Annotated in this window: 17 protein-coding genes; 9 read left to right on the top strand and 8 right to left on the bottom strand. The window is 42.4% G+C overall.

The window, feature by feature from the left end; genetic code table 11:
* Window positions 1–144: 144 nt before the first annotated feature.
* Window positions 145–1,836, bottom strand: coding sequence for a nucleoside recognition domain-containing protein (locus J8M00_RS04040; RefSeq protein ID WP_211009061.1), 1,692 nt, complete (start codon window positions 1,834–1,836; stop codon window positions 145–147).
* Complete coding sequence (locus J8M00_RS04035) at window positions 1,836–2,957, bottom strand: NAD(P)/FAD-dependent oxidoreductase (protein WP_211009060.1); 1,122 nt, start codon at window positions 2,955–2,957, stop codon at window positions 1,836–1,838. The genes J8M00_RS04040 and J8M00_RS04035 overlap by 1 nt, the downstream gene beginning before the upstream one ends.
* Before the next feature lie 206 nt (window positions 2,958–3,163).
* Here J8M00_RS04035 and J8M00_RS04030 point away from each other — a divergent pair, with 206 nt between their 5' ends.
* Together J8M00_RS04030 and zigA are read left to right on the top strand one after the other, a co-directional pair.
* Window positions 3,164–3,574 carry a TraR/DksA family transcriptional regulator gene (locus tag J8M00_RS04030; RefSeq protein WP_211009059.1) on the top strand — a complete coding sequence of 137 codons (411 nt, stop codon included), beginning with the start codon at window positions 3,164–3,166 and terminating at the stop codon, window positions 3,572–3,574.
* 48 nt (window positions 3,575–3,622) lie between these two features.
* Window positions 3,623–4,831 carry a zinc metallochaperone GTPase ZigA gene (gene zigA, locus J8M00_RS04025; protein WP_211009058.1) on the top strand — a complete coding sequence of 403 codons (1,209 nt, stop codon included), beginning with the start codon at window positions 3,623–3,625 and terminating at the stop codon, window positions 4,829–4,831.
* Between the two features lie 50 nt (window positions 4,832–4,881).
* Here zigA and J8M00_RS04020 read toward each other — a convergent pair whose 3' ends face one another.
* Window positions 4,882–5,274 carry a hypothetical protein gene (locus tag J8M00_RS04020; RefSeq protein ID WP_211009057.1) on the bottom strand — a complete coding sequence of 131 codons (393 nt, stop codon included), beginning with the start codon at window positions 5,272–5,274 and terminating at the stop codon, window positions 4,882–4,884.
* 243 nt (window positions 5,275–5,517) lie between these two features.
* On the opposite strand from J8M00_RS04020, the gene J8M00_RS04015 reads away from it, so the two are divergent.
* From J8M00_RS04015 to J8M00_RS03985, 7 genes are all read left to right on the top strand, one after another.
* Entirely contained in the window at window positions 5,518–8,091 is a 2,574-nt protein-coding gene (locus tag J8M00_RS04015) for a serine protease (protein WP_211009056.1), read from the top strand.
* Window positions 8,092–8,600: 509 nt separating this feature from the next.
* Window positions 8,601–11,246 carry a trypsin-like serine protease gene (locus J8M00_RS04010; RefSeq protein WP_211009055.1) on the top strand — a complete coding sequence of 882 codons (2,646 nt, stop codon included), beginning with the start codon at window positions 8,601–8,603 and terminating at the stop codon, window positions 11,244–11,246.
* Between the two features lie 389 nt (window positions 11,247–11,635).
* Window positions 11,636–13,702 carry an LruC domain-containing protein gene (locus J8M00_RS04005; protein ID WP_211009054.1) on the top strand — a complete coding sequence of 689 codons (2,067 nt, stop codon included), beginning with the start codon at window positions 11,636–11,638 and terminating at the stop codon, window positions 13,700–13,702.
* 9 nt (window positions 13,703–13,711) lie between these two features.
* Window positions 13,712–14,233, top strand: coding sequence for a hypothetical protein (locus tag J8M00_RS04000; RefSeq protein WP_211009053.1), 522 nt, complete (start codon window positions 13,712–13,714; stop codon window positions 14,231–14,233).
* 586 nt (window positions 14,234–14,819) lie between these two features.
* Window positions 14,820–15,614, top strand: coding sequence for a substrate-binding periplasmic protein (locus J8M00_RS03995; protein WP_211009052.1), 795 nt, complete (start codon window positions 14,820–14,822; stop codon window positions 15,612–15,614).
* A gap of 148 nt (window positions 15,615–15,762) precedes the next feature.
* Complete coding sequence (locus tag J8M00_RS03990) at window positions 15,763–16,782, top strand: fibrinogen-like YCDxxxxGGGW domain-containing protein (RefSeq protein ID WP_211009051.1); 1,020 nt, start codon at window positions 15,763–15,765, stop codon at window positions 16,780–16,782.
* A 259-nt stretch (window positions 16,783–17,041) separates the two neighbouring features.
* Window positions 17,042–17,224, top strand: a complete 183-nt coding sequence (locus J8M00_RS03985) for a hypothetical protein (RefSeq protein WP_211009050.1) — start codon at window positions 17,042–17,044, stop codon at window positions 17,222–17,224.
* A gap of 69 nt (window positions 17,225–17,293) precedes the next feature.
* Here the strand turns inward: J8M00_RS03985 and J8M00_RS03980 are convergent, their stop codons facing one another.
* Genes J8M00_RS03980 through J8M00_RS03960 form a run of 5 tightly spaced genes read right to left on the bottom strand, consistent with a single transcriptional unit; the run spans window position 17,294 to window position 22,895 of the window.
* Window positions 17,294–18,328, bottom strand: coding sequence for a sugar phosphate isomerase/epimerase family protein (locus J8M00_RS03980; protein WP_211009049.1), 1,035 nt, complete (start codon window positions 18,326–18,328; stop codon window positions 17,294–17,296).
* A 16-nt stretch (window positions 18,329–18,344) separates the two neighbouring features.
* Window positions 18,345–19,262: a myo-inosose-2 dehydratase gene (iolE, locus tag J8M00_RS03975; RefSeq protein WP_211009048.1), complete on the bottom strand. Its 918-nt coding sequence runs from the start codon at window positions 19,260–19,262 to the stop codon at window positions 18,345–18,347.
* A 59-nt stretch (window positions 19,263–19,321) separates the two neighbouring features.
* Complete coding sequence (locus J8M00_RS03970) at window positions 19,322–19,825, bottom strand: hypothetical protein (protein WP_211009047.1); 504 nt, start codon at window positions 19,823–19,825, stop codon at window positions 19,322–19,324.
* Window positions 19,822–20,976, bottom strand: a complete 1,155-nt coding sequence (locus tag J8M00_RS03965) for a ferritin-like domain-containing protein (RefSeq protein WP_211009046.1) — start codon at window positions 20,974–20,976, stop codon at window positions 19,822–19,824. The genes J8M00_RS03970 and J8M00_RS03965 overlap by 4 nt, the downstream gene beginning before the upstream one ends.
* Window positions 20,973–22,895 (bottom strand): GMC oxidoreductase, encoded by a 1,923-nt coding sequence (locus J8M00_RS03960; protein WP_211009045.1) that lies wholly within the window; start codon window positions 22,893–22,895, stop codon window positions 20,973–20,975. The genes J8M00_RS03965 and J8M00_RS03960 overlap by 4 nt, the downstream gene beginning before the upstream one ends.
* Window positions 22,896–23,113 lie beyond the last annotated feature (218 nt).

Below are 23,113 nucleotides of genomic sequence, written 5' to 3'. Positions count from 1 at the left end.
TATTGCGAAATGTGCAAACAAAAAGGAAATACGCCCTCGCTCTGATTCGTTCTCTTAACTACCAAACAACAACCAAGGATTACGAGACAATTTGTCCCAACTTCTCTGCTCATCTGAGCTGTTCAATATTTTTCTCAGGCCTACTTACAGCCAATGCATTATCCAAGTAAATCCCCAAGATATAGACATGGTAAATATAATCGCCCAAGATATTTGACGGAATACCATTTGCGACGCGAATCTCCACCGCATTTCGCGAATGATGGTTAGAAGCGATACTAAACAAGGTAACATCACTCCCGCTAAATATACGGTACACAACAACTGAAGGTCGGTCACTTCAGCGAGTTTTATGCCTTGGGCGCCACTATCAATCAAACCAATAGCCAAACCATCTTTTCTAATTGCACCGAGGATCACTGCAATGGCAGCACCTTCAGGTAGATTTATCGCACTCATAAAAGGGGCAATTAACACTGTGAGAAACTCGAAAACACCAAGCCAAGCCAGAAAACCTGCAACAAGGCAAATAACAATGAACAAAGGAAATGCAGTGGTAAAAAAAGAGCGGATAACGTCACTCATTTCGTTCATGGCAAAACGCCAATTTGGTGGTTGTAAAAATCCGCGATTTAACAAGTTTTGCGATGCTGCTGCTTTTCTCTGTGCTGTTGACGTGGTGACAATTAAATAAATACAAGTCGTCACAGCCAAAATGACTAAATAAGGCAAGGTTAGATAGGGTTTTCCTGCCGCAGAAAACACCGCCACAGTCGCTGGCAATTGATAAGAGCAAGCAGAGCCAAAAGAAATTGCTGATACGCAGCTGCCCCGTGTGCAACAGGAGCAATTTCGGGTTTGGATAATCGCAGGCACATTGCACCCAAACCCCATAATTACTCGCACCAAGTCGCGACCACTTAAACCAATTTTATGCATCACAGGATCGAGCCGATAAGACAGCCTGTCTATAAGCCCCGTCGTTTTATATAGTGAAATAATAATGGAAAAAATCACCACGGTTGGCAGCGCATACAAGATTAAAAATGGCAACATTGCAACTAGACCATAATCGCCAATCATCATTTGATTTAGCGGCTCAGGTAGCAGTGACAGCTTGCTTTTAATTAATTTAACTGGCTGCTCAATCGTTGGGTATAACCAATCGGCAAATGCATTCGCATTTGTCACTGCAAACCAAGCGGGTAAGACCAATATCAGAAAAGATATAAGCGGCGCCAACCCAGTGCGTTCAAAGAACAATATTTTTGGTTTGACTGACCAGTTCGCCGACAGTTTGGGGGGATGCTTTGGAAACCGAGATGGATTGCTCAGTGCATACTCGATCTCTTGAAGTTGTTGAGGTGAAATATGTCGGTTGTCAACGGTGATCCAAGCAAGTTCATTACTTTGCCTGAGCTTTGCCAGCTCTTGTTGCACGTCTGCTTTATGTTTAACCATGTCCCAGTGAGTCAATATCACTATCCCACATTGTCCTTGCACCAAATGCCAGAGATCAGATAGATCACTGGCCAAATCAGATGCTTTCACGGTCAATATAATATGTTCGCTAACCTTTAACCGACTAAGTACTTGGGAAGTCACTACACTGTCCATCTTGGTCTGAATACCCGGAGTATCAGTAATTGTTTGACCATTCCAGCTGTATTCTTGGCAAAACAAAGAACTGCCCTGAAAATTACTCCTATTTGGCTTCTTTCCTACAAGGTTTTCTGTTAACGCGGTTTTACCAACGCTTTCCTTACCTATCAACAGCCAATTGTTTTTTCTTTTTTTCTCAGGATAAAAAGTCTGTACATCAATGAATTGCTCCATTAGCAGAAACACTCCTGCTGCTGACAGCAACTCAAATCTTCCAATAGCATACCGGCCTGTCGATAATGCTTTAAAATGGACATATCTAGCTCTAACTCCGAGCCAATGACACTACAAGGTGCAGCAAACCTGCCTCTGAACTTATAAATAAAGCACAACAGTGTTGGGTCATGAAATAATCTTGGTCCAGCCAGAAACAAGTTTCTGAGCTTGGTCGATTCATCAAAAGCGCTTACCCACGGATAACCGTTATCCTGATAGACAAAAAACTCACTGACGGGTCCTAAGTCAATCTCAAACCCTGTACAGTTGATGGGTGGAAATGGGGTACGAATTTCGTCGCCGTCTATCGACTGCACCACAAAAATATCCCCTTCTTTGAAAACGGCACTTACTTCAAACTCGCCGTTAAAATCAATGTCTGTATTGTTTGCTATGCATGACATACGCTCTGCAGTGTAAGGTGATAGTACTTTGCTAGGGTCATAGGTCTGTTCGTTATCGTGACTACATTCCAACAGCGTGACTTTATGCCCCAATTTGGCAAGATTGAAAGTTGCATCGACACCACTTTCGTATCCACCTATCACTACATAATGGCCTTTATCAAGAGCTTCCCAGCTACGAATACGCGTATTGTGAATACATAAGTCAGCACCTGTGAAGCTTTGAGTATTAGGAGATTGATACTCTCCACCAGCCCAAATCAAATACTGACATCGAATATGTGAATTATGTGTTTGCAGCTCAAAACCGTCACTGGGGCCTAAAGAGGTCACTTTATTCAGCTCAGTATGGACTGTGACGTCAATTTGGTAGTGCTTTACAACCATCTTCAAATAGGCAGCATATTCCTTGCCACTCAAATGTTCTTTACCTGCATTAAATGCGGGAGAGGTATCAGGTGTAATCGCATTTAAGTCCGTTTGATGATAGCCGTTGCTTGGAAATGAAGGTGTGATAAATCGCATGCTTTCGGGCCATCTCAAAAAGCTCTCCCCTATTTCACCACGTTCAAGAACGATTAAATCTTTGCCTTTGATCCCCATCTGTTTTAATAATGCCGCACAGCCAAGACCTGCGGGTCCTGCACCAACAATCACAACTTGCGTTTCTATCATTTAAGATCCACCTGCATTCTTAACAATCAACAATTGATACAATATAACAAAACAATAATACACAAATGGTAATGAGAATTCATCGTATTTATAAAATAATCCATTCAATGAACACCTTTAGAATAGGTACCCATTGCAAATATCATGGTTAAAATCGCAATTTATGTTATAACATAACAATTAACTAAAATAATGGCTAATTGGTTATGACCTTATCTACAGAAGAACAAATGATTCAAGCACCAGAATCAGAATATATGAACCAAGAGCAACTCGCTTTTTTCAAAGACAAGCTCATTGAGCTACATGACACGACTCGAGAAAGGATCAAAGAAGCTAAAGAAGAAATGCTTAACCCGCCTGATCTGCCTGACTTTAATGATCGTGCATCGTGGGAAGAGCACTGTGAACTTCTCATGCGCATAGTCGAACGAGAGCAAAAACTCCTGCCCAAAATTCAACTTTCACTTGAACGAATTCGATTAGGTACCTATGGGTATTGCCTTGAAACAGGCGAGCCTATTGGTATTCAGAGACTAATGGCAAGGCCAACTGCTGAGTATTGTATTGATGTCAAAGCCTGCCAAGAAATGAAGGAACATATGATCCGCTCGTAGCGCAGCGCTACGGACCTCTTATCACAGCAACTAAAAAGGTAGCAAGTTATGCCATATACACCGTCAAAATTGCCTGTTACAGTGCTTTCCGGTTTTCTCGGAGCAGGTAAAACAACACTGCTCAACCACATACTCAATAACCGAGATGGGTTAAAAATTGCCGTTATTGTAAACGATATGAGTGAGATAAATATCGACGCTGCGACCATTCAAAATGAAATCGGCTTTAATCGTGCTGAAGAAAAGTTAGTCGAAATGAGCAATGGCTGTATTTGTTGCACGCTGAGAGAAGACTTGCTCGAAGAGATAAATCAGCTTGCCAAAAATGGTAAATATGACTATTTAGTTATTGAATCGACTGGGATTTCAGAACCACTGCCAGTCGCTGAAACTTTCACATTTATGGATGAGCAAGGGCAAAGTCTCTCTCATATCGCAACTTTAGATACCATGGTCACTGTGGTGGACGCCCTTAATTTTTTGAATGACTACGATCAAGCTAAATCATTACAAGACGTTGGTGAAAACTTAGGAGAAGATGACCTACGCAATGTCGCTGATTTGTTAGTGGACCAAATAGAATTTGCTGATGTAATTGTAATTAGCAAAACTGATTTAGTCTCTCCTACCGAGTTGCGCCGCTTGCAAAGTATATTAAGTACACTCAATACCGAAGCCACGCAAATTCCTGCGCTAAATGGTCAAGTTCCCCTCGAAAAAATTCTCGCTACTGGAAAGTTTAGCTTTGAAAAAGCGCAGCTGGCGCCAGGTTGGCTAAAAGAGCTACGTGGCGAACACGTGCCAGAAACCGAAGAATTTGGGATCAGTAGCTTTACATACACCGCCAGAAAACCTTTTCACCCACAAAGATTTTATGAATTTCTGCATAGTAAAGACAAAAAGGGTAAACTCATTCGCTCAAAAGGCTTTTTTTGGTTAGCCTCGCGTCCTCAATACGCGGGCAGCTGGAGTCAAGCTGGTGGCATGGCTCAATACGGCATGGCGGGCCTGTTTTGGAAAGCAGTGCCACAGGAGCAATGGCCGACAGATCCTGATTATCTCGACGCAATACAAGCCATGTGGGAGGAGCCTTTCGGTGATATGCGTCAAGAGCTTGTATTCATTGGTCAAAAGCTTAATAAACAAGCCATCATTGAGGGGCTAGACAACTGCTTACTCTCTGAAGAAGAAATGGCACTTGGTATGCAGTTATGGAGTACACTGCCAGATCCTTTCCCACAATGGGTCAATAATTAATGCAATGAAGGCAGGTTCCATTTAATTGACCTGCCTTCTATACTACTAAGTTATAGTTCAGCTTCCAAAATGGCTAACGCACGCTGTTCTGCTTGATCAACGTTGCCATCGGCTTCAATTACTTTGATAACAAGCTCTTTTACGAACTTTCTCATGGGCGCATCCACAATATGACGCATACGATGCTGGATAAATGACTCTATGTCATTTTGCTGTACAGCCAAAATGGATTTACTGAGGCTGTCTTCTAAATAATCTTCTAATGCGATTGTTGAATTCCACTGCAATTGATTGGCCCAATCATGTACAACACGCTTTTCGCTTTCATCAATTTTGCCGTCAACACCAATAAACAGTAGAGCTAGGTCCAATAAGGACTCTTTTTGCAGCTGATCAATACAGATCCCGGTATCAAAGTGGCTCAATAGTTGTTCAAATTTCATTATTTCTCCTTGAGGTCTCATTTAACCTAACTGGCATCTAATATAGTTTATACTCTGCCTAACATAATCTAGTTTTATATGTTTGTCATAAAAGTTGATGCTGATTTTGCAATTGTATCTTTAAATGGAACACTTTAGATTGTAGAATAAGTCATCAACATGACAGCACGGCAACTTAACAAAGTACACATAAGTGCAAAATTAACCATGAAATTCAAAACCTTAAAATTTAAAGGAAAAGTTATGCTCGGTAAAATACAGGGAGTTCTTCTTCTTGCCACGGTGGCATCTCCAATTGCAGGCTATGCCATGGACAAGCACACCCCCCTAAAGCAGGTTTCAACTCAGAACACGTTCCAGTTAAAAAATGATATAGAACCTCGCATTGTCGGTGGAGAGGAAGCAACGCCTTTTTCATACCCTTTTATGGGGAGCCTACATCTAGGTGACATGCATTGGTGTGGTTTATCCTTTATCGGTGATAATAAAGTGCTGACAGCAAGTCACTGTGTTGAAGACCAACCTGCAAGTGCATTTTCAGTTAAATTTGAAGGTCACGATCTCACTGATGAATCGCAATGGCAAACATATCAAGTCACTAGAATTGTAATGCATGAGCAGTACAATTTTCATTACCAATACAATAATGACATTGCTATTTTAGAGCTAGATCGCCCTGTTGAAAACATTACACCGATCAAACTTGCAGATCCACAAGTTAGGAACAGCATCACCTCTGGTGAAAATTTGAAAGTCATGGGTTGGGGCCGACTTAGCTCTGGCGGCGAGAGCCCTACTAAGTTACAAGAAGTAGACGTTCCCTACGTGTCTAACGAGATTTGTAACGACAGCACCCATTACAATGGTGAAATATCAAATACCATGATGTGTGCAGGGCTAGAAGATGGTGGTAAAGACTCTTGTCAAGGAGACAGTGGCGGACCGCTGATAGTGCAACGTAATAACGAGTGGGTGCAAGTCGGGGTTGTGAGCTGGGGTGCTGGATGTGCACTACCAAATAAGCCAGGTGTCTATGCTGATGTAGCGTCTTTACTATTATGGACTCACACAAAATTAATTGACTTTGGATTTAATTCAGAAAGCATCACAGCAGTCATCCCGGATCAACCTTCGGCACAAATACAAGGTACATTTAAGAATACCCTAGACTATGCTATCAGCATTTCTGACTTTGTGTTGCAAAATGGCTCAAGCAACGTCGAGTTAATTGGACAAAACTGTGCAAATGCAACACTCGCACCTGATCAAGGATGTGACTTCACAGTGCGTGTACCTGATGAGCAAATGTATGGAAACTACGATATCTCGGTGACAATAACAGCACCTTCAGAGAGTGTTCTCACTGGTAACTTTAGTTTTCATAAGGTCACTAACACACTCGAAAACGTGACAGAACATATGTCTACTTCTCCAAAAATTCAATGGCTTACAGGCGGCGATGAGGCATGGAAAACAGACATTACTGACTCTGGAGAACATGTACTGGTCAGTGGTGACATTTCTGATAGAGCCGAAAATCCGGATATTACAGTAGACACACAAACGACTTATTTAGTAGCAGAGATAAATGATCCACACATTACCGAGCTTAGTCTTGATTATCTCATTTCCAGTGAGCAAAATTTTGATTTTCTAACTGTGCATCATAACGGTAAAAATCTAGTTGATATTAGCGGTCAACTAAGCACATTCCAAAACGTAAAGGTGAACTTAGTTGAGGGTATCAACCGCATTTTATTTAAGTATAAAAAAGATGCTTCTATTTCAACGGGTACTGATAATGTTACTTTAAAAAATATCTCAACAGATTTTGTGAATGCCAGTCCTCAAATTGTCGTTGAACAGTCAGAAATTAATACGCGAAGCGAGTTTGAGTTTGCCTTAGATGCAAGCCAGTCTTTGGACCCAGATCAAGATCAAATCTCATACCAATGGGTTGACTTAGATAATGTGGAAACAGTGTTAGGCGAAGAAGCAACACTTACACTTCAAGCTGAAAAAGTCGCGTTTGATACAACTCGAACATATCAGGTAACTGTCACGGATGAGCACGGCGCAGCGTCAAGTGCACAGGTCACGGTCAATATCGCCACGAATAAAGCCCCTGTTATTATGTTTGCACAAGACGAAATTAATGTAAGAAGTGAAGCTGCATTTACATTGGATGCGTCACCATCGACAGATCCTGAAGGGGATGCGATTACTTACTCTTGGGTTAAGTTATCAGCCCAAGATGAAGTAGTTGGCGATACAGCAAGTGTGGCAGTTAAAGCTGACAAAGCACTGCAAGATTTAACGGTTATCTACCAGTTAACTGCGACTGACAGCTTTGGGGCAAGCACAACTGAATTGCTTAAAGTCAACATCAGCAAAAACAATGCACCAGTAGCTACTTTAGCCAGTGAAACTCAAAGCGCTTCTATAGGCGATGAGGTTGTTATTATTGCCACTTCAACGGATCCCGATGGTGACGGCATGGTTTATAGCTGGGCGCAAAAATCTGGCACGGCAGTGGACCTGCCAGGCGACGATGGGCAACTTGTATTTATTGCACCAACGGTAACGCAAGACGAAACGCTTGAATTTACATTCACGGTAACGGACTCATTTGGCCTGTCTCATTCGCAAAGCATAAGTATCACAGTAAAAGCACCGGCAGCTAAAGGTGATGACAATAAGACAGAGCCGGCACCAACTCAAACACTTGACCAAGATAACGGTTCAAGCGGTTCTTTTGGCATTATCAGCTTGTTCATGTTCTCTTTAGTTGGGTTCAGACGCTTTATGACAAAGTAAGCCCCCCAAACTAGATAAAAATAATAGAAGCCTTCTCTTTACGGTGAAGGCTTTTTTAAAATCATCATCGCACAACTTTCACAAGTAGCACCTCACTTGAACATATATGAACAGCTTCACCTTTTTGGGGCTCCCAAATATTGCCGGCTAATGTATTTTCCTTGGTGCTTTCGTTGATTTTACCGTTAATAGCAATAAACATCAGTACGCGCCCAATTCTCAACTGAGCAGTCCTGCTCCGGGCCTCAAAATGGCTAACTCGATGCTCAACTTTCATTATCACCTTTAAAATTTACGTCTTACCTGACTGACATCTAAAATGATGTATACTGTAACTAGCGTCATTTAGTTTTATATGATTGCCATAAATTGATGCGTATTTAACAATGCTTCCTTTAAAAAGAACATGTTAACAAGTACAATGGGCCATCAAAATGACCATATATCAATTTAACAAAGCACATAGAGCTTTAAGAAAAGACAATAATTTATAAATTCAAGGAATAGTTATGCTCAGTAAAATACAGGGAGTTCTGCTTCTCGCCACTGCGACCTTGCCAATACTTGGCCATGCCAACGATAAACTCGCCCCTTTACAAATAGCTTCAACACAGAGTGAAGCTCAGTCAAAAAGTGGCACAAGTTCTGCTATTGTCGGTGGAGAAGAAGTAACTCCTAATTCATACCCTTTTATGGGGATCTTAGAAATGTGGGGTACGCACCGCTGTGGTGTATCTTTTATAGGTGGCAATAAAGCGCTGACCTCAAATATCTGTGCAGCAGACTTCGAAGATATAGATAACCGAGCTGCGAGATTTTTTACCGTAAAGTTTGGAGGCCACGATCGTAATGACCCGTCACAATGGCAATCATACAGCGTCAATCGAGTTGTAAGGCATGAAGGCTTACACGAAACACACTACTACAATAATGACATTGCTATTTTGGAGCTTGATAGGCCCGTTGAAAATATAGCCCCCATTAAGCTGGCTGACTATGCAGTACGAGCTAGTCTCGCTCCAGGTGAAGATTTAAAGATCTTAGGTATGGGTGGAGAAAACTCTACCAAAATGCACGAAGTTGACGTCCCATATGTTCCTAGCGAGATTTGTAATGATAGCGACCACTACGATGGTAAATTATCAGACTCCATGATGTGTGCAGGATTAGCAGAAGGTGGTAAAGCCTTTTGTGGTGGCGGTTACGGCGGGCCTCTGATAGTGCGACGAAATGACGAGTGGGTCCAATTGGGGGTTGCTAGTTGGGCTGAAGGTTGTGCACTTCCAAATAGGCCAGATGTTTTTGTTGATGTTTCAACTTTTGCGTATTGGACTCATACCACCCTCACAGGCTTTGGATTTAACGATGAGCTCGAAATGCTATATATTCCAGACTTGCCCTCGACACAAATTCAAGGTTCGTTCAAGAATACCCTTGGCCACTCAATCAGCACTTCAGATTTTTACATAGAGGAACCTTTCAGAGAAACCCTCGAACTAACCGAACAAAACTGCTCAAATTCAACACTCGAAGCGGGTCAAGAATGTAACTTTACTGTAGATACGCTTGATGAGCGAAAGTGGGGATACTTTCAGATCTATTTGACGTTAACAGCACCAAAAGAGCAAGTTTACACTGGTAATGGTTGGTTTTCAAAAGTAACACCAGCTGATGAAGATATTTCTGAGCATATGTCAATACCGGCCAGTATCAGATGGTATACGGAAAGCTCCATAGGAGACACTTGGAGAACAAAAGTTGCCGAATCAGGTGAACACATATTGCTCAGTGGCGATATTTCTCAATCAGAAGAGCAACCAGATGCTCCTCGCTCTACCCATTTGTTGGCTGAGATAAATGACCCGCTCATTAGCGAGTTTAGTTTTGATTACTTCATCTCAAGTGAGATGGAATACGATTCGCTTACCGTGTATCACAACCATATTGAGATTCTAAAGGATGACGGTCAGTCAGGTACGTTTAAAAATGTCACCGTGAATTTGAAAGAAGGCACTAACCTTATTTTCATTAATTATAATAGACAGAGAGATGATGGTTCATTAGGTCTTGACAATGTCATCATAAAAAATATATCGACAAATTATCCGAATAATGAACCGACTGCGGTTCTCGCACAAACTGAACTAAATATTCGAAGTGAACATGACTTTGTACTTGACGCCAGTCAATCTGCAGACGCGGATGGAGATAAAATCTCATATAAGTGGATTGACTTAGCTGATACGGAAACAGTGCTAGGTAATGAGGCCATGCTCGCTATCACAGCTGAAAAAGTCACGCAAGATACAACTAAAACTTATCAAGTTACCGTTACTGATCGGCTTGGTGCCTCTACCAGCGCACAAGTTGAGGTTAATATTGCCGCGAACCAAGCGCCAGTTATCAAGTTTGTACAAAACGAAATCAATGTAAGAAGCGAAACCGAGTTCACGCTGGATGCATCACAGACGACAGATCCTGAAGGCGACGCGATTACCTATTCTTGGGTCAAATTGCCAGTCCAAGGTGAGGTGGTAGGTGATAAAGCAAGTATGACCATCAAAGCAGAGAAAGCGCTGCAAAATTTGACTATTGCTTATCAGTTAACTGCGACAGATAGCTTCGGTGCGAGCTCAACTGAGTTAATGAAAGTTAATATCAGCAAGAACAATGCCCCAATAGTGACCTTAACAAGTGAAACTCAAAGTGCCTCTCCAGGCGATGAGGTAGTCATTGTTGCTTCTTCAACAGATCCTGATGGCGATGATATGGTTTATAGCTGGGAGCAAAACAGTGGGCCGGACGTAACCCTATCTAGCGACAATACGCAACTAACGTTTATTGCGCCAGCAGTGACCCAAGACGAGACGCTTGAGTTTACGCTCACAGTAACCGACTCATTTGGCCTCTCTCATTCGCAAAATGCAAGCATCGTCGTAAAATTACCTGCTGCAAAAGTTGATGAAGATAAGCCAGAAGTTGAAACGCCTGATACAACAGTTCAAACACCTGATACAACGGTTGAAACGCCTGATTCAGCAGCTGAGACACCTACTCAAGCGGTTGAAAAAGATAACGGTTCAAGCGGTTCGTTTGGCATTATCAGCTTGTTCATGCTCTCTTTAGTTGGGTTCAGACGCTTTATGACAAAATAAGCCCCCCAAACTAGATAAAAATAATAAAAGCCTTCTCTTCATGATGAAGGCTTTTTTTTAACCTTATTACTGCACTGTTCTTTCGACTGCCAACCTGAATTAAACAGGTATTATGTTTGAGATGGCAAGAGCGGTATAAGTAAATCATCTCCGTTTTTAGAAAAATCCACAAAGACGTCAACTAAAAATATTCTGTATGATTTTTAATACCCTAGCCATTTTTCATGGTGCATTTCATTTTTATCAAAATGCTACTCTCAGTTTTTAAACCGCATCGCAAGTTGCAATCTCATTTCAAAAAAATAAAAAACAACTTTAAATTCAATATTTTAACTTTGGCATCTCGATTGCAAACTCAATCATAGCTAATTTATATGTTGGAGAGAAACATGAAATACAGATTACTCAGCTTATGCTTGCTGTCGGCAGGTGCCAGTGCCACCCCTTTCGATACTTGCCCGTCAAAAGCGTTCTTAGTGCAAGGCAATACAGCCTCTATTTACGGCGTCAATTTAGTTTCAGGTTCTTACAGTGAATTTGCTCAAAGTGTAGGAACCAATGACAAGTTAAACGGTTTTGGCTTTAGTCTCCACGACAGATACTTGTACGGATGGGACTACAGCCGAAAAGACATAGGCCGAGTCGGGAAGGATTATACTCTGGAACCACTCAACACAATTGGGTTTCCTGATACCAACTTCTATGTCGGTGACGTCGCTATCCATGAAAATGCCTACTATGTGTATAGAAAAGGAGGTTCGTATGGCTTATATCGTGTGTCTTTGGACGAAAACAGCAACGACTACCTGCAAGCCACACGCGTGATTAATGGTAGCGCGCTCAATTTAAACATCTTTGATATGGCATTTGCACCAAACGGTGAAACAGGTCTTGCATATAGTGTGGACAGCAACGGGAACTTACATCGTATTAATGTCGCCACAGGCGCTAGCAGTTCCCTTGGTAACGTCGGCCAATCAGGCACTTTTGGCGCAGTCTACTTTGATGTTGAGAACAACTTTTACATTAGCCGTAATCAAGACGGTCATATTTACCGAGTAAACATTGAAGACCCGTCAGATACACAGTTGTTTGCTTATGGCCCAATTTCAAATACTAATGACGGTGCGCGCTGTGCAACCGCCCCCATCATTGACGAAGGCGAAGAGCCCACATTGGATTATGGCGATGCGCCAGACAGCTATGGTACATCATTGAACGAAAACGGTGCCCGCCACAGCGTAGGTGACCTCTACTTTGGTGACAGTGTCAGCGCGGAACTTTTACCAAAAGCGCAAGATGACGACAATGGAGTGAGCTTTGTTACAAGTATTGAAACTGGGTATGACGCACTGATTTCATTCACTCTGTCAACTAACGGGTTTGTCAATGCGTGGATAGATTGGAATCAAGATGGTCAATTCCAATCATCTGAACGCATTATCAGCGAATTTTCAGGTGTAGCCGGTGAAAATCGTGTATTAGTGCCTGTCCCGGTTGATGCTGTTGAAGGCAACACATGGGCACGCTTTAGAGTATCAAACAACAGTGACATCGCACCAACCGGTGGTGTTGGCAATGGTGAGGTAGAAGATATTGCAGTAAGCGTAGTTGCGAGCAGCTTGATTGAATCAACAACCGCATGGCAAACAGCTGCATTTGAAGACCTATGGCCGCAAACCGGTGACTACGATTTCAATGATGTTGTTGTCAGATATAGAACGACCACAGGTCAAATTGGTAGTCAGGTTGTTCAATATAAAGTAGAAGGTGCACTTATGGCTGTAGGCGCAGGATACCACAATGCATTTGCAATCCGCTTCAAAGATATTGCTCGCAGCCATGTAAAAGAGTCTGAGTTACAACTGACAATTGATGGCTCTACCGCACAACATAGCCCGCTTGAAGCCAACCGCAATGAAGCTATCACTGTCATTTTCACAGATACAAGAGACATGGTACCCACTCAGGAAGGGTGTAAATTCTTTAGAACCGAAGAAGGTTGCAGCGACATCCAGCGCTCGCCTATTCCGTTCGAATTAACACTGCCGCTCTCTACAAGTTACAACGCAAGTATTGCAACGGTAGATAAGCTAGACCCTTTTATATTTGCCGTGAACGGTCACTATCATGGTCCTTATGTAGACTCAAATAATGGTCGTGGATGGGAAGTACATTTAAAGAATCAAAGCCCAACAGAAGCATTTGACAACAGCTACTTGGATCAAGGCGATGATACATCTACAACCAATGGTCATTTTCAAACAGCCAATGGCTTACCTTGGGCTTTAATCATCAACACAGATTGGCAACACCCTAAAGAAAGAGTCGACATGTCCATTGCATACCCAGAGTTTGTAGAATTTGCCTCTTCTGCTGGTGAGAGAAATGTGACTTGGTTTGAAAACCCTGTGGCTAATTACCAGTACACCATTAATAACGCAGCTCAAAACTAGGAGTAAACCATGAACAAGTTCATCATCACTTTAATGACTTTTACATTGACGGCATGCGGCGGCGGTTCTGGTGGCACAGAAGGACAAGGCAACTCAACTGCATCAATCGCATCGAATACGACGACTTCAACACCTACAAAAGCAAACGGTGAGTCAACTGCTCCAGACAGCGCACAAGTTAACGACAATGCAAGTGCAATGAACCAGGGAGAGGGGATCGGAAGTATGGAAGTAGATCAGTCGTTTGATTTTAGAAGCAGTTTACCTTTACAGGTCACCCTTGGCGAAAACTTAGTTAGTGAACGCGCATTTGTTAATATCTGCAAACAGGGAGAGAGCATTACCAATGCAGACAACTGCTTTTTACGCGCCCCACTCGATAGCAATGGTTTTTCAGCTCAGATCCAACTGCCTCATGCTGAGCAAAAACTCAAAGCAGAAATTTGGTTTTACAGTACAACGAAGGAGCCTTTAGTGTATAGCTGGGAGCTAGACGTCAGCCAGCAAAACCAATCTTGGCTTATAAACTAGCGCTAATAGTAGAGTATGCCACCGCATGCTCTACTTTAAACACTTACCGTTTGGGATCAATGCCTCATTAGAGTAGACCTAGGTAACGTAAATAAAAACTCTATCTCATCACAACCCCAACGCAACCAATAAGGCAATGTCCACTATTTGGGGCGAAAAAGCGCTTTAGCTTGCAAAATGGCCTAATAAATAACGAGATTAATGTATCAGCGCTCTTCAATTGCGCAACCCACTTCGCACCAAAAGAGCTATTTCTATCCACAGATTTTGTTAATAGGCTGTGGTTAACTTTCTTAACTTCTCTCATAGGATGACACTATATTGCATAACAGTCTTACATGTCGGCCTTCTCTCCTAGTCTGCGGCTATTAGAAAGTATGACCATAAGAAACATATGCTGTAGTTTTTTTTGAAAAAAAGTATTACTTTTTAACACGTTAAAAAACACCACTATTGACGTAACACTAATTTAGACAGCTATTTAAACACGTATCTTGACGGGGTCAGAATTAACGTATGATATCCACACCGTAGTTATGAACTAAACTTGCATAGATATGCAAAGGTTATTTTTTAAGCTGCGATTATGTTCAAACTCTACGTCTTATTAATTTTTTTGTCTTTTCAGATTAAATCCAGCGAAAACCACCTTCTTGTCGCAACTGGCAACTATCCGCCATTTACAGGTAGCCAATTGGCTGACGATGGGTTTGTCAATCACATCATTCGCCTTGCTATGTCTTCACAAGGAAAGCAGATTGATTTTGTATACTTACCTTGGAAACGCAGCTTTCAATCCGCAAAGCTGGGACAATTTGATATGGCTTCTTACTGGGTTTGTGAGCCGCAATACCAGCAAGACTTTTACTGTAGCGATCCAGTCTATCAAGGCACACTGAAGTTGTTTTTTAGAAAAGATACACCACTTCCCAAATGGCAGACAATTCGCGATTTACAGCCATATCGTATTGGCGCAATACTCGGTTATGAGTATATACCCGAATTCCATCAAGCTATAAATCAAGATGATTTGGATGTCATAATGGTGAGCAATGATCAACTCAGTTTAAACATGCTACTTAATGAGCGAGTTGATATGATCTTGCTTAGCGAAATAGCTATGCATGCGCTACTTGAACAACACTTTTCTCAACAACAGGCTAGAGAAATTAAAGCCCACCCCAAACCGTTTTTAGAATACCAAGCACACATTCTATTTCCAAAGGTACGAGCTAACAGTGCTGCAACCAAAGAAAGTTTCAATCGCGGCCTAAAAAAATTAAAAAGCTCAGGCGAATTGCAAAAGCAGTGGCAACGTATGCTGGATGGTGAGTTTTCCGTGAAAGATCAAGTGCAAGTTGAAAAAGTACGTCCAAGATAGATTATGAATTAATTTCTAGATAATAAATATATTATTCCAGAAAGAGTCAGTTGTACTGAAAAAACCACAACAGATGACAATATAAAGCTGAAATTGATCGTAAACAGCTCTGCGCCATTTTTAGAACAAACATACCCAAAGGACATATATGAAATTACTAGCACTCTCTGTTACTTCCTTGCTAGCGAGCCACTTTGTTTTTGCCAACCAGACAATTGAGGGCAATTATGTTCTCACGACTGATAACTTACATAACGGTGTCATTGAGTCAGGTTCAACGCAAGAGATCACATTGTTAGGGGACAAATCTCATTTTATGGCACAAACTAGTGCTCAATTTCTATCAGGAACAACGGCACAAGACGGCAATGTTATTGAGTTCAAACTGTCAAATAAAGTGCCTTCAAATACTCAATACTTTTTGGGTAATGTAGACGCTCAAGGGACTTACAGTGGAACTTGGTTCGCCGCCAACGGCAATAAAGGTGACTGGACCTTAACGGCACTACAGCCAAACACTGCCACAAGCTGTCGAGATATTCTTGATGCAGGGCTAAGCCAAGGTGATGGGGTTTATGAGATAAGCACCTATGCCGGTGATAAGTTAAGCGTGTATTGTGATATGACCAGAGATGGCGGTGGGTGGACGCTAGTTGGTAGCTATCCACGCCTACAGCCAGGAGGAATACACCGCATTGAAGAATATGGAGATACCCCTGAAACCGACCCAAACAATGTAACAAGACTCTGGCTTTATAAAGGTGATTTGAGCGTTTTCTCTGACGCAAAAGAGCAAGTTAGCTGCTCAACAACAAATTGTACGGATGGCTACAGCGTCTATGGACAAAATTTCACAGCAAGGGAACTTGAACTGGTTCGTTACAACTGGGGGGCGTCAGATCGTGTTGAAAAAATGCCTAAAAACTCAGACAAGCCAAGCTGTACAACATCATTGGAGCCGGGTGCAACCGTTTATGAAGGGTGTGTTGGCACTGCCTACCTTGGTGGCAATGTCGCCGACTCTACAGTAGGTTGGCAAGGTGATATTCTCGCACCATATTGTTGGGTTGCACGAGGCACCTACAAGCCACAATCTTCTGGGTCCGCAATTTGTAGTTACGGCAAAGAACCCAATGGTTCTCAGTGGGCACTGCTTTGGATGAGATAACGCTATCAGTTTGACCTCATTTTGCGCCGCCCCGTTGTGGGCGTCGCTTACATTTGCTCATTTACTTCACAACAGCGCAAATCAGACTTATAACGATACCTTCCCTACTTCCAATTTTGCTCCTCAAACCGCTATTTTATGCTTCAAATCAAATAAACCAGTATTTACGACGCAAAAGCAAAGATAATTTATTCACAGAATTGAATTTTATGGTAATTTTGATTCTCAGCATTGTGGCTGACATTCATAAAGGAGTTATATGATGAAGAATATAAAACTTAAAAAATCTAAGTTAAAAACACTATCACTTAATGACAAAGTTTTAGCACAGGCTAATACACCTGCAGTTGGTGGTGGCGCTTCAGCCACCATGTGCATTACGCTATCGGTCGACGATTGCTGTACTATTCCACCAACAAAACCAACAAGAGACTTTTGTTAAGTAGATATAAAGAAGTGACGTAAATTGTCACTTCTACTAATTGGCAAATAAATTAAAATCTAAGCGCCCCTATTTACACTGGTTTAAATTCAATTTCTTGCGGATGTTTGCTAGTTTACTTTGCGTAAAATCAAAAGCTTGCTTAGCGACTTGATAAGCATCTGGGTATTGATTGGGCTGATCAACCTCAGGTATCCAAAACTTTCTTCTGGTCAATCGGAGTCCCTGATCAAACGCGCCTACAGCATTAAATATCTCTACTGCAATGGGGCCATTGAAACGCGATAAAATAGGAGTAAATATCTCTTCCCAAGGCAACCAGCAAGTTACCAAATCACCTCTATCTGGTGGAGACGCTTGCGCATAGTGCAGGCGACCTTGGTCAGCAATATAGTTAATTTGCTGTGCAAAGACCTCTGGACCATCCCCATCTAAAGTCTCTTGGGCGCTATCAAGCACCACACCTACTGTCGGATCATCAATTCCATCTAAAAAAGCGATCAATTGTGCCAACTTGTTAGGCCCCGGCGTCTCCCAATGGCTTATCGGCTCAATAGCCAATTTTACCCCTTTAGAAGATGCATATTGACCTAACTCGATAAAACTTTGTTGCGCCGTTTTATAACGCACGGCCAACTCATCTTGCAAGTCATCACTCCATACTGCTTCGCCATTCGGCGCTTTAAAAACAAATCCACCATAGGGGATCACCATGGGGCCCATCATGATTTGACCGCCCAGCGCGGCTGTTATGTCGACACGAGATTTTAGATATTCAATTCCAGCATGACGCACAGCTGGATCCGCAGAACTCGGATCATACTGTGTCGTCGCACCTACATTCGTTGCGACCTTAATGTGGGCAAACCCTTCTTCGTCCATGCGCCTTCTAAAGGCCTTATAGGCGTTGAGCTCCGCTTCATACGTCGAAAATGCATAGGCAGTTGTATCTTCACGGCCAGGGTGAAACTCAAACCCCGTGTAACCCATTTCAACCAACCTGCGAATGTGTACCATGGCTTGATCTAAAAATGTATCATCTTCTATTGAGAAGTTTGAACCAAACATAAAGAAGCTGAAGTACATATCGGTATTGTGCTGCATTTGGTCATCCCTCTCTTCAAAGGCCTGTCACTTCCTCGAGGTATTTACGTGCCATTTGCGCATACAGCAATGGCGTTGCAACAGCAGGGTTTTGCTCTGCCTCAACAATGAGCCAACCTTCAAACTGTTTGTCAGCAAGCGCTTGCAGAATTTCTTTAAAATCCAAACAACCAGCAGGATCCCCTGGTACTGTGAATACACCTTTTAAAATCGCTTCTTTAAAAGACAAGTCATTCACTAAACTGTAATCCATTACTTCTTTGCGAATATTTTTCAAATGAACATGTCTGATTCTGTCACCATAAAGTCTAATAAACTCCAAGTTGTCACCACCTGCAAAAAATAAATGACCTGTATCCAAACAAAAATGAACACAGTCAGGATCAGTGAGCTCCGCGAAACGTGCTATTTCATCCATTGTCATTACGCCTGTTCCCATGTGATGGTGATAACACATTTTTACACCATGACAATTGGCTTTGTGACCCAACTCATTTAGACCGTCAGCCAATTTGCGCCATTGCTCATCACTAAATTTGGGCGCATTAGGTACCAGAGCAATAGGCTGTTGGTGAGACGAACCACCGAGTTCTGCCAATACCAAATCACCACTTTGCATTTCTTTCAAAAACTGAATTTCTTGCTCAAAGCTCTTAAAAGTCTGCTCTTTCATGTCATTTATTGTAAAGTAAGTGCTTACCCACGGCTCTGAGATGACCAATCCACGCATATCTAGCGCACGCTTTAAGATAGCTGCATCGCTTGGGTACTTATGCCCTCGACTACACCCTTCAAACCCCGCCAGTGCCATCTCACTGACGATTTGCTCAAATGGGATACCGGTATCAATATCTAGAAAGTCGTCATTGACCCACCCAGTAGGAGTAATACCAAATTTTACCGCGCCCTTTGGAAACATTGTTTGTCTGCTCATTTTAAACATCCTGTTGATGGCATAAACGAAGTAAACACTTACATTTATGCAAGTTTCAATTAGTGCTGCTTTACAAACTGCCAGCGGTTGTCGAAGTTGATCCTTGGCGCGTCACTCCACGAACCATACCCAGGCCCCTTGGCACCGGAAGGATTTGCATCAATGGCTTGCCACAATAACCCTTCTGTATACGCTGCTGAGCTAACAAAAAAAGTAACGTCATGCTCACTTTTACCAAAGGTTTCTCGCCATGCGTGAGGCAACTGGTACCAAGTTCCCGTATACCAAAGTTTTATGATATTGCGTGCTACCGGGCCCAACTTCACATCACCCAAAATTTGCTGTCTAATGCCCGTGTTAAACCCCTGTTCGTCACACGCACTCTCATAAACAACTTCAAATACATTTAGTAATTGTTCAACGATACCCTTGCCAACAATATCGTTGAGTGTTTGGAAGTAATTTTGTACTTGACCCGTACCATGTAACGCAAATGCATTAAAATCCGTCAGTGCGCCCGATAACTCAGTAAATTGACTAACTTGGTGCTGTTGATTATTCATTGCACGGCTTCCTTACGCTCATGGTATCCCGGAGTTACTGTTTGCGATCTACTAGCGCTGCCTGTCATCCCTTCTTCAATTTCAAAAGTGGGACCAGCGTGCAATTGCGGATTAGTTGGTATCGGGTTGCGGATCAATTGACTGGCGTACTCTTTTAATTTAAACATGCCACATACTGCGCCAAGTAATAGGTTTTGCTGACCGCTAAACGCTGCATTAATAGTCACCAAAAACTTTCTATAATTTTGATTGAAGTCCTGTGCTGCTTTTAATAATGCTGAATTGTCGGGGAAATCCGCTAACTTGGGGTTCGATTTGATTGGATAGACCTTATCGTAGTCCACATCAAATTTTGGCCCTGTCGGTTTACCCGGCTCATCCCCGAGTTGGTAATAGCGGCCGAACTTAAGTTGTTCAAATCGGTAGTAGTGGGAAATCTCACCCTCGGAGTCAAAAATCTCTTTTGACAGCCCTTCACCCTGTTCAATAACCAGCTTCAACGCGCTGATGGCAGAAGCTTTATCCGTAACTTCAACGACACTCCCACCACCAGAGTAATAGTATTTATTAGATACTTGAAACTTGGGATCACCTACAAATATGGTTTCTCCACATTCGTTGGCTTGCGCTTCTAAAAACTCAATGCCTTCTATAATGGCATCATAAAAGTCACCTATGCTGTAAAAGCTATATGTTGAAGACTTAAGTGGTTTAATTGCATCGAGGTTAAATTTGCTATGATCCGCTCTGGTAACACACCCTTTAGGTCCCCCACTTTGCGAGTGTTTCTGAGACATCCCTGGCCGCTCAATTTTCAAAAACGTCTCTAGCGTGTCAGCTGAAAAACAGCTAATTGAAACTTGGAAATCTCGTTCGCCATCGGGCAAATAAGTTGGAAACGTAGGAACAAACCCATCGCTGAGTAAATTGGGATGTCGCCCCAGTGCATTTAGCACATTAGCAGATAGCGTCATATGTAGCATTTCTTCGACAAGTACAGCGCGTATGGTCGCTGTTGCTTCTAGATTAGCCTCAGGGTAAATGCTGTATAGCGCAGTCAAATAAGGTGGTATCGTCGCATGCTCTAATTGAATAGCCGCATCTAGCATCTGATATAAATCTTCTATTGTGTTTACTATGCGCTCGCTCATTGACTGGCTCCTTTCACAGTTTTAAACGTCGTATCAGACACGACATCCACTTGATAACTGCCAAGTTCCGCAACTAGATATTCCATCGTTTTGAAGCACAACGCAGCAAGCGTTAGTGTGGTGTTTGACGTGCCAATACTGGGCATACTTCCTGAACCGATAAGATATAAGTTATTGTGGTCCCAAGATTGCTGGTGCTCATTCACAACTGAGTTTTCAGCGCTTGTCCCCATAACATGCGTACCTGAAAAGTGATTGCCACCTCGAAAATAATAGCTCTCCCCTTGATATTGAAAGGAGCCATAGTCAAGTAATGAGTAACTAGAAAAGTCCTGCGCACCTAAACGTTGAAAGAACACTTTTGAGGTTTCACGCGCATATGCAATGCCCGCTTTTGAATAATCAGATAAGTTGTAGTTGACGATGGGCCGCATATTACCGAGCGCATCTTTGTATTCTGGATCGACCGTGATCCGATTACTTTCATCAGCAGCTTGCTCAACCATATACGCAAACAATAATTGATTTGAGACTCTGTCGACGGTACTTTGACGAAGCTCCTTTCCAAACTTATTTTGCGTATCCACCAAGGTTTCAATATCAGAGAAAGGCGAGCCTGTAGCCCAACCCCACCCGTCATTGTGAATGTCGACGCCAAATGGGGCTTGTTTCGCGCGGCTTGTACCATATCTGAAATCAGCAATACCTGAAGTACATTTCGTACCCCGCATAGTTCCAGCGGCTTCTGGTAGCAACCCCCAAGCAAGTAGATATGTATGGTCCATTAAATTTTTCCCCATCAATCCACTCGAACTAGGTAGGCCTGAAGCCAACATCAGTCGGGCATTCTCCACTGCATTGGTCGCTAAGATAAAAGTTCTTGCGCAAACCTGACCAAGCGTATGCTCAGGCGAGCTTGTTTTTGTATAGTGTTTAAATTCAATGTGGCTTATGTTGTTGTCATGCTTGCTCACGACCACCTTACTGGCGACCGCTTGTGGCAAAAAGTCCATTTTTCCGGTTTTTGCCGCATCAAATAACGTTTTACGTGCATCATATTTGGCTTGAACAGGGCAAATAGGAACGCAATTGTTATTGCCTTGACATCGACCACCTTGTTCCACTTGAACCGCACCAACTGCGCCGACCGGCTTGAACCCTGAACCGCTTTGATAGCGCTCATTTGGAATGCCATTTCGACCTTGGGGGAAAGGTCTAACTTTTACCGTATGGGTCTCACCAAACAGCTCAAACTCAGCACCATCAATACCCTTGGCTACCACTTGATCAAGGTAAGATGGCGGCAGCCCGTACATGGGATACACATAGTCTTTTTCATATTTGATGCCATAAAAACCCTGCTCTTCCACGTTGGCCGACACGCCTATTTCACGCTCAGCCATTCGATAGTAGGGCATCAAATCTTCATACTTAATTGGCCAGTCTAGGCCTACGCCATACTTGGTTTTAATTGAAAAGTCATCCGGTAACATACGCAGGATCTTGGCCTCCCAGTGCATGGTTGTGCCACCGGTAACACGCGTATACGTGCTGTCTAGCGCCAATGGTCCATTTTGCACCATATAGCCTTTTGAACTAGTCTGCCCCAAATAGAGCTTGCTGACATCTGTCGATCTAGGCATCGGTGCATTCGGGTTTGCCGGATATGGCGCATTATTATCTTTTGAGGAATTGGCATAGTAATTTGAGAGATACTGCTTAAAGCCGTCGTAACTTAGGCTTTTTGCCGGTGCAGCTTCAAGTACTAAAACTTGAAAGCCTTTGGCGGTAAGTTCTTTTGCGGCAATTGCACCGCTTATCCCTGAGCCGATGATCACTGCATCATATTTACCACTGTTTGAGTTTTGAACTGCCTGCTCAGGTGTTATTTGCTCTATTGTTGAATTTGCTTCACTCATTCAAGCGTCCCCGTCCTATTTCATTAACAACAGCATTAACATTTAAGCTAAAATTCAGTGTAGCAGATAAAAAATAAATGCAATTAAAAATTAAACAACATCAAACCAACAATGTCTAAATAGCAGAAAAAGGTCTCTAAAATAAGTAAATATGTAGATAAAAACAGGCTTTAAGTGCAAAAACTCAAGATCACTTTTAGGTATTAAAAGCCATTTCT

The sequence above is a fragment of the Pseudoalteromonas luteoviolacea genome (assembly GCF_018100925.1).
In the GTDB taxonomy this organism is placed as follows: domain Bacteria; phylum Pseudomonadota; class Gammaproteobacteria; order Enterobacterales; family Alteromonadaceae; genus Pseudoalteromonas; species Pseudoalteromonas obscura.
The sequence above is the reverse complement of the archived record's forward strand: the minus strand, read 5'-3'. Positions and strand labels throughout refer to the sequence as shown.

Bases quoted from the DNA above. Each gene is read 5' to 3' on its own strand.
- J8M00_RS04020 (WP_211009057.1), bottom strand. From the start codon at position 5,274: ATGAAATTTGAACAACTATTGAGCCACTTTGATACCGGGATCTGTATT.
- J8M00_RS03965 (WP_211009046.1), bottom strand. From the start codon at position 20,976: ATGAGCGAGCGCATAGTAAACACAATAGAAGATTTATATCAGATGCTA.
- zigA (WP_211009058.1), top strand. From the start codon at position 3,623: ATGCCATATACACCGTCAAAATTGCCTGTTACAGTGCTTTCCGGTTTT.
- J8M00_RS03980 (WP_211009049.1), bottom strand. From the start codon at position 18,328: ATGCAGCACAATACCGATATGTACTTCAGCTTCTTTATGTTTGGTTCA.
- J8M00_RS04010 (WP_211009055.1), top strand. From the start codon at position 8,601: ATGCTCAGTAAAATACAGGGAGTTCTGCTTCTCGCCACTGCGACCTTG.
- iolE (WP_211009048.1), bottom strand. From the start codon at position 19,262: ATGAGCAGACAAACAATGTTTCCAAAGGGCGCGGTAAAATTTGGTATT.
- J8M00_RS03990 (WP_211009051.1), top strand. From the start codon at position 15,763: ATGAAATTACTAGCACTCTCTGTTACTTCCTTGCTAGCGAGCCACTTT.
- J8M00_RS04040 (WP_211009061.1), bottom strand. From the start codon at position 1,836: ATGGAGCAATTCATTGATGTACAGACTTTTTATCCTGAGAAAAAAAGA.
- J8M00_RS03995 (WP_211009052.1), top strand. From the start codon at position 14,820: ATGTTCAAACTCTACGTCTTATTAATTTTTTTGTCTTTTCAGATTAAA.
- J8M00_RS04035 (WP_211009060.1), bottom strand. From the start codon at position 2,957: ATGATAGAAACGCAAGTTGTGATTGTTGGTGCAGGACCCGCAGGTCTT.
- J8M00_RS03970 (WP_211009047.1), bottom strand. From the start codon at position 19,825: ATGAATAATCAACAGCACCAAGTTAGTCAATTTACTGAGTTATCGGGC.
- J8M00_RS03960 (WP_211009045.1), bottom strand. From the start codon at position 22,895: ATGAGTGAAGCAAATTCAACAATAGAGCAAATAACACCTGAGCAGGCA.
- J8M00_RS03985 (WP_211009050.1), top strand. From the start codon at position 17,042: ATGATGAAGAATATAAAACTTAAAAAATCTAAGTTAAAAACACTATCA.
- J8M00_RS04015 (WP_211009056.1), top strand. From the start codon at position 5,518: ATGCTCGGTAAAATACAGGGAGTTCTTCTTCTTGCCACGGTGGCATCT.
- J8M00_RS04000 (WP_211009053.1), top strand. From the start codon at position 13,712: ATGAACAAGTTCATCATCACTTTAATGACTTTTACATTGACGGCATGC.
- J8M00_RS04030 (WP_211009059.1), top strand. From the start codon at position 3,164: ATGACCTTATCTACAGAAGAACAAATGATTCAAGCACCAGAATCAGAA.
- J8M00_RS04005 (WP_211009054.1), top strand. From the start codon at position 11,636: ATGAAATACAGATTACTCAGCTTATGCTTGCTGTCGGCAGGTGCCAGT.